The sequence below is a fragment of the Paenibacillus sp. MMS20-IR301 genome (genome assembly GCF_032302195.1).
Classification (GTDB): domain Bacteria; phylum Bacillota; class Bacilli; order Paenibacillales; family Paenibacillaceae; genus Paenibacillus_AQ.
In genome coordinates this window covers 3618024-3630473 of the sequence record NZ_CP135275.1, presented here as the reverse complement: position 1 = coordinate 3630473, position 12450 = coordinate 3618024, and the positions used below count along the sequence as shown (strand labels likewise).

8 protein-coding genes are annotated in these 12450 nt (G+C 52.8%); 6 read left to right on the top strand and 2 right to left on the bottom strand.

Features of this window, described 5'->3' with window-relative positions; translation table 11 throughout:
• The first annotated feature begins 50 nt into the window (after positions 1-50).
• From LOS79_RS15745 to LOS79_RS15730, 4 genes are all read left to right on the top strand, one after another.
• On the top strand, positions 51-983 hold the full coding sequence (locus LOS79_RS15745) for a peptidase U32 family protein (protein WP_315421502.1): 933 nt from the start codon (positions 51-53) through the stop codon (positions 981-983).
• Positions 984-1250: 267 nt separating this feature from the next.
• Positions 1251-2573 (top strand): peptidase U32 family protein, encoded by a 1323-nt coding sequence (locus tag LOS79_RS15740; protein ID WP_315421500.1) that lies wholly within the window; start codon positions 1251-1253, stop codon positions 2571-2573.
• Positions 2574-2834: 261 nt separating this feature from the next.
• Complete coding sequence (locus LOS79_RS15735) at positions 2835-5033, top strand: methyl-accepting chemotaxis protein (RefSeq protein WP_315421497.1); 2199 nt, start codon at positions 2835-2837, stop codon at positions 5031-5033.
• A gap of 205 nt (positions 5034-5238) precedes the next feature.
• On the top strand, positions 5239-6312 hold the full coding sequence (locus LOS79_RS15730) for a LacI family DNA-binding transcriptional regulator (protein ID WP_315421494.1): 1074 nt from the start codon (positions 5239-5241) through the stop codon (positions 6310-6312).
• An 80-nt stretch (positions 6313-6392) separates the two neighbouring features.
• Here the strand turns inward: LOS79_RS15730 and LOS79_RS15725 are convergent, their stop codons facing one another.
• Both LOS79_RS15725 and LOS79_RS15720 read right to left on the bottom strand, forming a co-directional pair.
• Positions 6393-7565 carry a glycoside hydrolase family 130 protein gene (locus LOS79_RS15725; protein ID WP_315421492.1) on the bottom strand — a complete coding sequence of 391 codons (1173 nt, stop codon included), beginning with the start codon at positions 7563-7565 and terminating at the stop codon, positions 6393-6395.
• Positions 7562-8779, bottom strand: coding sequence for an AGE family epimerase/isomerase (locus LOS79_RS15720; RefSeq protein WP_315421489.1), 1218 nt, complete (start codon positions 8777-8779; stop codon positions 7562-7564). Before LOS79_RS15720 ends, LOS79_RS15725 begins: the two co-directional genes overlap by 4 nt.
• Before the next feature lie 291 nt (positions 8780-9070).
• Between LOS79_RS15720 and LOS79_RS15715 the strand changes: the two genes are divergently transcribed.
• Together LOS79_RS15715 and LOS79_RS15710 are read left to right on the top strand one after the other, a co-directional pair.
• Complete coding sequence (locus tag LOS79_RS15715; protein WP_315421486.1) at positions 9071-10093, top strand: glycoside hydrolase family 130 protein; 1023 nt, start codon at positions 9071-9073, stop codon at positions 10091-10093.
• Positions 10094-10413: 320 nt separating this feature from the next.
• Complete coding sequence (locus LOS79_RS15710) at positions 10414-12384, top strand: methyl-accepting chemotaxis protein (protein ID WP_315421484.1); 1971 nt, start codon at positions 10414-10416, stop codon at positions 12382-12384.
• Positions 12385-12450: the final 66 nt, after the last annotated feature.

Here is a 12450-nt window from a genome sequence, read left to right as displayed (position 1 = left end):
CAACAGAGTTACAATAGTATTGATGCGTTTGGATACAGGAGGACACACAAATGAATAACAAACCGGAGCTGCTGGCGACAGCGGCTTCTCTGGAAGAAGCGGCTGCCCTGCTGGATGCGGGTGCAACTGCGCTGCTGATCGGGGATGACCGCTTCGGCATGCGGCTGGCCGGACATTTCTCGCTTGAGGATACGGCAGCGGCTGTAAAGCTTGCCCATGACAGAGGGGCCAAACTATATGTAAGCCTGAACGGGCTGATCTCTAATAAAATGCTGGCAGAGCTTCCGGCGTATGTGAAGGCCGTCGGCGCTCTTGGAGTAGACGGGGCAGACTTTGGCGATCCTGCCGTGCTGGCTGCAGTTAAGGCGGAAGCGCCGGGAATGAAGCTGCACTGGAACGCAGAGATGACTTCAACCAACTATGCTACGGCCAACTACTGGGGCAGCAAAGGGGCTTCGCGGGTGGTGCTGGCCCGTGAGCTGAATATGGATGAACTGACGGAGATGGTCCCTCACCTGCAGGTGGAAGCCCAGGTGCAGGTGCATGGCATGACGAATATCTATCACTCCAAGCGGAGGCTGGTCGCCAGCTACATGTCCCATCAGGGACGGCCAAGCGATGGCGGAAGCCTGGGCAAGGAGCGCGGGCTGTTCCTGATTGAAGCCGAGCGCCCGAACGAGAAATTTCCGGTCTACGAGGATGAGAACGGAACACATATTATGAGCTCTGATGATATCTGTATTCTGGAGGATCTGCATTTCCTGCTGAAGGCAGGAGTGCACAGCCTGAAGATTGAAGGCCTGCTGAAGCCGGCAGCTTACAATATAGCTGTTGTAAAAGCTTACCGTCATGCCATCGACCTCTACGCCGCTGATCCGGCAGAATATGCCTTTGATGAGGCCTGGATGGATGCCATCCGGGTGCTGCAAGACCCTGAGCGTGAGCTGTCATTCGGCTTTTTCTACAAAGAGCAGGTATATTAATATAAAAAATTATTGGCTCAGATTTTTAAAATAGCTTGGCAATTTAGCATCAAGGTGGCAGCAGCGGAGGGGAAATTTGGAACTGTAGGAGCGATAGCGTCCGCCTTTATGTTTGGATTTCAACCGCTACCAGCAGAGTAAATTGAGGAAATCCAAACATAACAGCGGCCGGAAGTCCAAATGTTCACCGCAGCAGCGTTGAACACCAAAATGTAAGTTTTCAAGCTTTTTAACTTGCTGAGACAATACAACAAGGAGGAGAACAGGATGGGAACCATGACCAAGCCGCAATTTCACGGCAAACGTTACCGTCTGGACAAACCGGAGCTCCTGGCTCCGGCGGGAAACCTGGAAAAATTGAAATTTGCCGTGCACTATGGCGCGGATGCAGTCTACATCGGAGGACAGAAATACGGCCTGCGCTCAGGGGCGGATAACTTCACCTTTGAGGAAATGCGCGAGGGTGTAGAATTCGCGAAGAAATACGGTGCCAAAGTATTTGTTGCTACCAATATCTATGCTCACAATGAAGATATCGCCGGGATTGAAGAATACCTGCGTAACCTATATGAAGCCGGCATTGCCGCGATTATCGTGGCTGACCCGGTAATCGTCGATACCGCGCTCCGCCTGGTGCCGGGGCTCGAGGTGCATCTCAGCACCCAGCAGTCCACACTCAACTGGCAGGCCGTCTCCTTCTGGAAGCAGGAAGGGCTGCCGCGGGTGGTGCTCGGCCGGGAGACCAGCCTTGAAGAGATTGCCGAGATCAAACAGCATGTGGATATCGAAATTGAGAGCTTCATCCACGGTGCGATGTGTTCCTCGTATTCGGGCCGCTGCGTGCTGTCCAATCATTTCACAGACCGCGACTCCAACCGCGGGGGCTGCTGCCAGTCCTGCCGCTGGAAATATGACCTGTTCGAGGATGGCCGTCCGGAAGGAACCTGGGTCTCGGAAGAAGACCAGGCTGAAGCGCCACAGCCGCTGCAGCCGGGCGTAACCCAACTGCCGCTGCATCAGCCGGAGGATAACCCCTTCTCCATGGGCTCGAAGGATCTGTGCATGCTGGAGAGCATTCCGGATCTGATCGAAGCCGGGATCGACAGCTTCAAGATCGAAGGCCGGATGAAGTCCATTCATTACGTGGCAACGGTGGTCAACGCTTACCGCAAAGCCATTGATGCCTACATGGCCGACCCCGAGAATTATGTGTTGAAGCCGGAATGGCTGGAAGAGCTGCAGAAGGCGGCCAACCGTCCGCTGAACACAGGCTTCTTCTATGATACGCCTGATCACGAGGATCATATTTATGAGCCGGAAGAGAAGGCGGCACCGTATGATTTCGCCGGTCTGGTGCTGGAATATGATGCGGAGAGCGGCACGGCGCTTGTTCAGCAGCGGAATAACTTCAAGCCCGGGCAGGAAGTGGAATTCTTCGGTCCGGATGATACCTTCTTCAAGCAGACCGTAGGGGAGCTGTGGGATGAGGCGGGCAATCCGCTTGATGTCGCCCGGCATCCGCTGCAGCGTGTACGGATGAAGGTGGATCAGCCTGTTGCTTATTTCGATATGATGCGGAAGAGAAAATAGGAACACAGGGTAGTCCGGATTTAAGAGATGTCCTTCTAAAAGAGGGGCATCTTTTTTTTGACAGAAAAATCGATGCAATTTTACAAAAATATAATAATTCTGAAGCAAATTCTTAAAAAACCTAAGAAAAATGAGTCTTTGTACCGATATATATCAGAGGCAACGCTTACATACGTCTTCTAATCTAATTGGCGGGTGATTGTAATGGGGGCTCCAAATCCGGAGAGCAAGCGAGACAAACCGAAAGAGAGAAGGATTAAAGTGGGAAAGAACAGCAAAAGGCCGGCGAATGTACAGAAGGCTGATTCAGGCCAACCGGGTAACCTGCAGACAACCAGCAAGGCGGCAGTTCAAAAACTTACTTTAAAGAGTGTGCTGAACGGTTCAGTACGTCAGGTGAAGAGGGTCAATCCGCTGAAGTCGGTTGGCGTCAAGCTTTTTCTGATATTCTTATCCTCTATAGTAGTTGTCGTACTGTTCCTTGGTTTTCTGTCTTACAACAAAGCAAAGAATACGATTAAGGATAATGTGTCCGAAGCTAACCGGCAGACGGTTATCCAGACCTCGGAGAAGCTGGACATTACCTTGAAGCAGTATGAGAATCTGGCGCTGCAGCTGTATTTCGATACACAAATGCAGACGAATCTGACCGAGCTGGGCTCGGCGGAGAGCAGTTATGATAAATTTGTGGCTACGGATGCCATCAGCAAGAAGCTGTCCAGCCAGACTACGACAGACTCGAATATCGTTGCGATCTCACTGGTTCCGATGGACCCGGAGATGTCGGTGATTCAGAGCGGAAGCTCCGGTCTTAAGATAGACGGGATCAGGGATCAGGAATGGTTCAAGACAGTGGTGAACAACTCTTCTTCCTACGAGTCATATTATTCGGATGAGCTGAAATCCTCACAGAATTTCTGGTTCCCGACTTCAATTGAAGGTGACGGGGGCAAGAATATCGCTATGGTCAGATCTCTTAAGAACCTGGGCTCTAATGCGGGATATGTAGTCTTGCTTGAGCTTAAGAATACCCTGCTGGAGGAAGCCTTCAAGAGCGTAAGGCTGGGTGAAGGCTCACGGATCCAGCTCGTGGCTCCGGACGGGACGGTAGTGGCTTCGACTACACCGGAGGATGACGGCAAAGCTTCCGAGTTCAATTTCATTATGGAGAGCAAGCGGAACAGTGTCAGCCAGGAGGCTAAGGATAACGCGGGCAAGGATGTGCTGGCTGTCTACAATCCGATGTCCAAAGCGGACTGGAAGCTGACCGGTATTATTCCTACCGGACGGCTGGTTGAGGCGGCTACACCTATTCTGTTCACAACCTTTATCGCAGCGGGGGCGGCAGCGCTGCTTGCCATTCTGATCGGCTTCTGGATGGTACAGATGATTGCCAAACCGCTGGCGCGTCTCAAGGACCTTATGGTAGAAGGTGCCAAGGGTGACCTGAGTGTGCGCACGGAGTATGCCTCTAAGGATGAGATCGGCCAGCTGTCGGCCTCCTTCAATATGATGATGGGGCGCATTACAGAGCTGGTAGCCCAGACAACGGATACTGCGCGTGAAGTGCTTGAAACTGCGAACGAACTGGGGGATGCTTCCCGCAAGACGGCGATATCCGCGAAGGAGATTGCTGCCGCAACGGAAGAGATTGCCGGGGGTGCAGGCAGTCTGGCCCAGGAAGCAGAACGGGGCAACGGCCTGACAGACCTGATTGCAATGCAGATGCAGAGTGTAATTGCTGCGAATGCCGAGATGGATCAGGCTGCACGCGGGGTAGGTGAAGCCAGTGGTGAGGGAGCGAGACAGCTCGAAGAGCTGCTGGAGCAGACCGGACGCACCGGTGAGATGACAAGCGCACTTGTTGAGCGGGTCAATAATCTCAAGGATACAGTGTCTTCAGTTATTAAGGTCCTGGAAGTGATGAAGAATATTACCCAGCAGACCAACATCCTGTCGCTGAATGCAACGATTGAAGCAGCAAGAGCAGGTGAAGCCGGCCGCGGCTTTATGGTGGTGGCTGGTGAAGTCCGGCAGCTGGCAGACCAGTCGAAGCAGTCCATTGCCCTGGTTGCCGGAATTACCGATAAAATCATGATTGAAATGAATGAGACGGTAGCCGTGCTGTCTGAAGTGGCTCCGCTCTTCAAAGAACAGATGGGTTCCGTGAAGAACACCACGGATATCTTCGTATCGGTGAAGGGGCAGATGGAAGACTTCATCACCAGCCTCGAATCCGTGACCGGTGCGATCGACACGCTGAATCATTCACAGGGCGTATTGTCGGATGCCATGAGCAATGTAAGTGCAGTGGCCCAGCAGTCGTCCGCTACCTCGGAAGAGGTGGCTTCACTCAGCAATGAGCAGCAGAATGTCAGTGATCAGCTGGTCTCCCTGTCCGGCAAGCTGCAGGGTGCCTCTACGCAGCTGGAGAGCAAGCTGTCGCTGTTCAAGATCTAGCCGGATAGAGACAATAACAAATTATGATAATTTAGTATACGATGAATTGGAACAGCCGCTTCCTTCCACTGGAAAGAAGCGGTTTCTTTATGCTTGTACAACCCTTGAGCAGCCCGTATAATTATTTTGTTAGGTAAATGTTATGATTCTATAAAAAGTTAGGAAAGCTAAAGATAGATGCGAAGAGGAGCTGGAGGTCTCATTTATGGCTAAAAAGGTTACAATGCAGAAAATTGCCGATCATCTCGGCGTATCCAAGTTTGTCGTTTCAAAGTCGCTGTCCGGTAAAGACGGTGTTAATGAAACGACCCGGGAGCGGGTGATTCAGGCCGCTTCCCAGCTCGGATATTTCACCCAGAAGAACGCATATGTTCAAAGTATTAAACGCTCGCCGCAGCCGGCGGACAGCGACCGGAACAAGCAGTCTGTACTGGTGCTGATGCCGAATATCCGCTCGCAAACCCAGGATTCATTATATTGGGGGAAGATCGTGGACGGTATCGCTCTGGCGCTGGACCAGGAAGGGCTTGGCATGGTTATTGTCTCGGAGCACCGGACAGATAATTTCGTGAACATTCTGAATCCGAACGGGCTGCTTGGCCTGGTGGGAGTAGGCCAGATTTCTACATCGCTGCTGCTGGAGGTACACCGCATCGGCCTGCCGATGGTGCTGATTGATCATGAAGATCCGCTGATTCCGAGCGACACCGTATTTGCCAATAATACGGATTCCATGACCCGGCTCAGCAACCATCTGATGGGTTCAGGGCATAAGCTGCTGCATTTTATCGGGAATATCCGTTACTCCCGCAGCTTCCGTGACCGCTGGATCGGCTTCCGCAGCGCTCTGGAAGAGAACGGAATGATTCCCCCGGCCGGAGATGATGAGATGCTGCTGCTGGAGGGGATGGAAGACGGGACGTTTGACGGGGTATTTAAGCAATGGGTAGTTAAGCGCAGAGGAGCGGAGAGCCTGCCGACTGCACTGGTCTGTGCGAATGATTTCATCGCCCTCACGATCAGTGAACTGCTGAGAGCCGAAGGGCTCACGATACCGGGTGATATTTCGGTCACCGGGTTCGATAATATAGAAGATGCCATTCGGGGGATTCCGCCGCTCACCACGGTGCATGTTCCGAAGGAAGCGATGGGCCGGGCGGCGGTAGAGAAGCTGCTGAACCGTATTCAGAACCCTTCCGCGCCGCTGGAGAAGATTCTGATCGCTGCGGATATTGTTCACCGGGAATCAGTAACCGTCCCGCGCGGGCAGAACAACTGATTATGCTTATAATATAAAAGGCAGCATTCACAGGGTCACCTGCGGATGCTGCCTTTTATCAAAAGAATATGTTTCGGGATCTAGAGCTGGAGATTCCGGTCAATCAGGGCAATACGCTGCTGGACACAGGCGTAAGAGCGGAGCGGATCCTCCGGTGTATTCAGCACATAATCAAGCATCTGGTCTACGGTTGTGGATGCCACATGAATCCGGGTGTCGGAGGAGGCGTAGTAGATGTAGATTTCACCGTTGTCCCGGGCAATCACACCGTTGCAGAAGACCACGTTCGATACATCGCCGACACGCTCTTCACCGTCCGGAGCGAGGAAATGTCCGCCGGGTGCATGGGTAACCTTATCCGGCTGATTCAGATCAGACAGGAAGGCATACAGCACATAACGCAGTCCGGCAGCCGTGTTGCGTACGCCATGGGCGATGTGCAGCCAGCCGCGCGGAGTTTTAATTGGTGCCGGGCCCTGTCCGTTCTTTACTTCCTTGATCGTATGGTAATAGCGCTGATCCATGATGGATTCACTCGTAATGACGGCGTTCTCGATCGTCTCCGATAATCCCCAGCCGATGCCGCCGCCGGAGCCGGCATCAATGAAGCCGTCCTGCGGGCGGGTATAGAAGGCATACTTGCCGTCTACGAATTCAGGATGCAGCACGACATTGCGCTGCTGGGCGGAGCCTGTCTTGAGATCCGCCAGCCGTTCCCAGCTCTTCAGATCCTTGGTGCGGGTAATTCCGCACTGGGCGACGGCGCTGGAGAGATCACCATGCGGCGCATCAGGGTCTTTGCGCTCGGTGCAGAACAAGCCGTAGATCCAGCCGTCGGCATGCTTCGTAAGACGCATATCATAGACGTTAATATCCGGGTCGGCCGTTTCCGGCAGCACCACCGGATGATCCCAGAAGCGGAAGCCGTCCACCGGACTGTCGCTCTCGGCTACAGCGAAGAAGGACTTGCGGTCGTTGCCCTCGACCCGGGCAACAATATAGAACTTGCCGTCCAGCTCAATCGCTCCGGGATTGAAGATGCCGTTGACACCGATCCGCTCAGCGAAGTAAGGGTTAGTCGCCGGACTAAAGTCATAACGCCAGATCAGCGGCGCGTGCTCTGCGGTGAGCAGCGGATACTGGTAACGGTCGTAGGTACCGTTGCCGTAAGGCATTTTCTCATTTTTACGGGCAAGCAGCGATTCATACCGTTCAGTCAACCGTGCTTTGCGTTCCTCGAATAATGTAGTCATGATAAGTTCTCCTTTGAATTTGAGTTCAGACGGGCAATCATTTCAAAGCAGGCCCGGCTGTTATGATAAGGGCATTTCCAGGCACTGACCTTGGGGGCATGCGCAAGCGGCTGGAGGGATTCATCCACCGCCCAGAACCATTCGCCCAGACTGTGGTCAACCATATAACGGTCGGTAAAAGCCCATGCGGCTTCGGCAGCATCACGGAAGCGCGGATCACCGGACAGCTGATATGCATTGTAGAAGCCGACAATCGCTTCTGCCTGCGGCCACCAGTCCTTATTCTTATCCAGCAGCCCGTTATGGTCCGCTTCATTCCAGATTCCGCCGTCAGCATCAATGCCTTCAGCCAGTGCAGCCTCGGCCATGGACAGTGCTACCTTGCGCACCCGGTACAGCAGTTCTTCATCCCCGAGCACTTCAGCTGCTTCAACGAGCAGCCAGCTGCCTTCGATATCATGACCATAGGAGATATGGTCGGATTTGACCTCCCACTGCTCATCCAGGAACAGATGGAAATGCTTATCTTCCTTGTCGATGATATGAAGCAGCATAACCTCAATCAGCTCAGCCAGCCGGGCCCGCAGCTCCTCTGTTCTCCACACCCGGTACAGGCCGGTATAGCCTTCGAGTACATGCAGATGGGTATTCATCGATTTCTTCTCATTCATATCCTTGCTGCTGAGACTAAGGTTGTCGGTCATCTGCCACTCCTCAGAGAGGGCTTCAATATAACCTTTGTACTGGCGGTCATAGCCGTACTGCTCAACCAGGCGGAACAGAGCCACGGCCTGATCAAGCGCATCCTGGCGTCCGGTGGCATGATGATATTCAGACAATGCGTAGATGGCAAAAGCCTGGCCGTAGATCTGTTTCTTGCGCTCGGCAGGAGCCCCCAGGGCATCGACCATCCAGTAGTAGCCTCCATGCTCCGCATCGGCAAAATGCTGCAGCAGGTAGGTATGGGCCCGTCCAGCCATTGCCAGATATTCAGCATTGCCGTACATCCGGTAAGCGCTCGCAAAGGTCCACAGAATCCGTGCGTTCAGCACCAGGCTTTTTCCGGCGCCTTCAATAATGTTCATCCGGTTGTCGATTTCGCCGACGAAGCCGCCGTGCTCCTCATCGAGGGTATGTTCCATCCAGAAGCTGAGGATATTGTCCTTCAGCTCGGTTTCCAGCTCATTGCGCCAGGTCAAAGCGGATTTTGTCATGAGTTCGGATCACTCCTAAACATAATTGATAAAGATTGGTTTCTGTAATGTGGAATGAACAAGAATAAAGGCTAAAAACTGAAATAATAATTTATTTGCATTTTGTTATTATTATATTGTTATTTATTAATAACAAGAATACAATTAAGTTATAACGCTTTTTACGGATGTTTTCAAGTGGAAATGTCCCTGAAGCGTGAAATTGGCCAGGATGTATGTCCGTTCCGCGGGATGGATGAAATCATCCAAAACTGCAGCTTCCGCTGCCCAAACCTGAAGGGAGACTTATCCATGAAAGAAGTTCAGCTGATCGGCAATAACATTCCGAACATGCCTTGGCAGGACAGACCTGCCGGAAGCGGGAATCCGGTGTGGAGACACAGCGACAACCCGGTGATTAAGCGCAATCCGGCCAAAGGGGTTGCCCGTATTTTCAATAGTGCGGTAATTGCTTATGAGGGCAGCTTCCTCGGCGTATTCCGGGTAGAGGATAATTCAACCCGCCCGCATCTGCGGATGGGCCACAGCCCCGATGGTCTGGACTGGACAATTGAAGACGCTCCCATTCCGTTCACTGATGAGTCAGGCAAGCCTTATATGCCGCGTTACGCGTATGATCCCCGGCTGGTCAAGGTAGAGGATACCTACTATATTATCTGGTGTACAGATTTCTATGGTGCCGCCATCGGAGTAGCCCGGACACAGGACTTCAAAACGTTCATCAGTCTGGAGAACCCTTTCCTCCCGTTCAACCGCAATGGAGTGCTGTTCCCGAAGAAGATCAACGGCAACTTCGTAATGCTCTCCCGTCCCAGTGACAGCGGGCATACACCGTTCGGTGATGTCTTCCTGAGCGAGAGCCCGGACTTCGTCTACTGGGGCAAACACCGGCATGTCATGACCAGAGGCGGCCAGGGCTGGTGGCAGAGCACCAAGATCGGCGGCGGCCCTGCCCCGATTGAGACCTCTGAAGGCTGGCTGATGTTCTATCATGGTGTAACCGGAACCTGCAACGGACTCGTGTACAGCATGGGGGCGGTTATTCTGGATAAGGATGAGCCGTCGAGAGTCAAATACCGGTCCAGAAACTTTGTGCTGACACCGGAAGAATGGTATGAAGAATGGGGCTTCGTTAACAATGTGCTGTTCCCTTGTGCAGCATTGACTGATGCGGGAACCGGCCGCATCGCTATCTACTACGGTGCAGCTGATACCTATGTAGGCGTTGCCTATACGACTGTGCAGGAAATTGTCAACTATGTAATCGACACCCATGAAGAGGTCGGGGATGATGCGGATTTAGGCAAAATCTAGCCTGGAGCAGAGAGTGAAGCCGGTGTGGTGACACTTTATGTCCAGATTCGACATCAACCGCCTCCCGCATAGAACAAAATCACAGCAGAAATAAATATACTAGTATATTATTAATACTGTCATGAGTCTCTTCCATATCTGACTGAGCGGACGTATCAGACGTTCATGACCTTGTGCGGATGCATTCCGTATAAGAATACAGTAGATCTGGCGGTGATTATTTGAGTAAATCAACAGTTCAAAGTAAGAGCCTTCTTACTCGGCTGCATCCCTCCAAGTCGCTCGGGATGCGGCTTTTTCTTGTGTTTTTTATTGCGACGATGGGAATTGTACTGTCATTGGGCTACACCTCTTATTCTGTGGCGAAGCAGACTGTTGAGAGCAATGCGCTGTCAGCAAATCAGCAGACTGTTGAGCAGACTGCAGAGAAGCTTGATGTAACCCTGCTGCGCTTCGAGGACAACTTGAGCCAGCTGTTCTATAACAAGGATATCCAGCAGGCAGTCTCCCAGCAGAGCTTGACCGCAGCAGGGTCAACGGAGCGCCAGGAGCAGGCGGATATCATCAGCGGTGAGCTGAATCATTGGTTAGCCTGGATAACAAATGTGGAAGCGGTTTATTTGATTTCGCTGGAAGATGAGCTGCCTGTTGTATCAGCCGGTGCCGTGAACAGTGATTTCCTGTCCGGCATCCGCGGGTCAGCCTGGTACAAGCAGCTGAAGGAGAAGCCGCAAAGCTTATGGTTAACTGAGGCGCTGAAGCAGGGAGAGGCTGAGGGTGTATTCCATTTCGCCAAGTCAATGGCAGGTGAAGCCGGGGATGCCGGATACATCGCCGTGTGCGACATTAAGACTACTGAGCTGGACGGCCTGCTCAGTAAGGTCGATCTGGGAATGGATTCCTATGTCCAGCTGCTGACTACAGGCGACGAGCTGATCGCCTCCTCCCAGCATCAGGAGGCAGATACCTATCTGCGGCTCGGAGGAACGTTATTCAACGGGCTCAGCGATACTTCGGGCTCCCTGCCGACGAAGGATGAGCTGGGCAAATCTATACTGGCTGTGTACGGTACGCTGCAAAGCTCAGGCTGGCGGGTGCTGGGTGTGGTGCCTGCCGAGAATCTGCTTCAGGATGCAGGGCGGATTCTTAACACTACTTACATAGCTGTCGCCGCCGCTGCCCTCATAGCTGTTCTCATTGGCCTCTGGATGGTCCGTATGGTCTCACATCCGCTGTCAAGGCTGCGGGATCTGATGTTTAGAGGAGCTGAAGGGGATCTGCGAGTCCGTACTGCTGTAGTCTCGCGGGATGAAATCGGCCAGCTGTCCGGCTCCTTCAATATGATGATGGAGCGCATCACAGAGCTGGTTGTGCATACCAATGAAACTGCCCGTGAAGTACTGGAGACGGCGGATGCCCTTGGAAATGCCTCGCGCAAGACGGCTGCCTCTGCGAAGGATATAGCCGCTGCAACAGAAGAGATTGCCGGCGGTGCCGGGAATCTGGCACTGGAAGCAGACCGCGGACACGAAATGACCGCGCTGATTAACGAGCGGATGGATGCTGTTATTGCTGCGGCTGAGGGAATGGGCGGAAGTGCCCATCAGGCAGAGCAGGCCAGCAGAGAAGGGGTTGTGAAGCTGCAGGAGCTGCTGGGCAGAACCCGGGAGACCGGCGACATGACAGGCAAGCTGGTAGTCAAGGTTAATGAGCTGAAGGATACGGCATCTTCAGTCATTCAGGTGCTTGAGGTGATGCAGAGCATTACCCAGCAGACCAATATTCTCTCATTCAATGCTACAATTGAAGCAGCCCGTGCCGGAGAAGCAGGTAAAGGCTTCATGGTAGTCGCCGATGAAATCCGCCAGCTGGCTGATCAATCCAAACGTTCGATTGCGATGGTAGCCGAAATTACGGACAGAATCATGAGTGATATGCATGAGACGGTGGATGCCTTATCCGAAGTAGCGCCGCTGTTCAGCGAACAGATACAGGATGTGCAGAGCACCAGCGATATCTTCTTGAGTGTGCAGGGGCAAATGAACCAGTTCATTGACCGGCTCGATTCGGTATCCTCGTCCATTGAAGGATTGAACCAGTCTCAGCGGGTGCTGTCACAGACTATAGGTAATGTCAGCTCCTTCGCTGAAGAATCCTCCGCCGCCTCCGAGGAGGTGGCATCCCTGACCGGGGAGCAGCAGAGCGTGAGTGACTATCTGGTTGAGCTTTCAGGCAACCTGGAGAATTCCTCGATCAAGCTGAAAGAGAGACTGTCGAAATTCAGCGTGTAATCAATATAGAGATGCCTCATTCGCAGGCATCTCTTTTTCTGTTGCGCGTAAATATCAAGTGAGCTA

Coding starts and splice junctions, on each gene's coding strand:
- LOS79_RS15715 (WP_315421486.1), top strand. CDS start 9,071: ATGAAAGAAGTTCAGCTGATCGGCAATAACATTCCGAACATGCCTTGG.
- LOS79_RS15740 (WP_315421500.1), top strand. CDS start 1,251: ATGGGAACCATGACCAAGCCGCAATTTCACGGCAAACGTTACCGTCTG.
- LOS79_RS15745 (WP_315421502.1), top strand. CDS start 51: ATGAATAACAAACCGGAGCTGCTGGCGACAGCGGCTTCTCTGGAAGAA.
- LOS79_RS15710 (WP_315421484.1), top strand. CDS start 10,414: ATGGGAATTGTACTGTCATTGGGCTACACCTCTTATTCTGTGGCGAAG.
- LOS79_RS15725 (WP_315421492.1), bottom strand. CDS start 7,565: ATGACTACATTATTCGAGGAACGCAAAGCACGGTTGACTGAACGGTAT.
- LOS79_RS15720 (WP_315421489.1), bottom strand. CDS start 8,779: ATGACAAAATCCGCTTTGACCTGGCGCAATGAGCTGGAAACCGAGCTG.
- LOS79_RS15730 (WP_315421494.1), top strand. CDS start 5,239: ATGGCTAAAAAGGTTACAATGCAGAAAATTGCCGATCATCTCGGCGTA.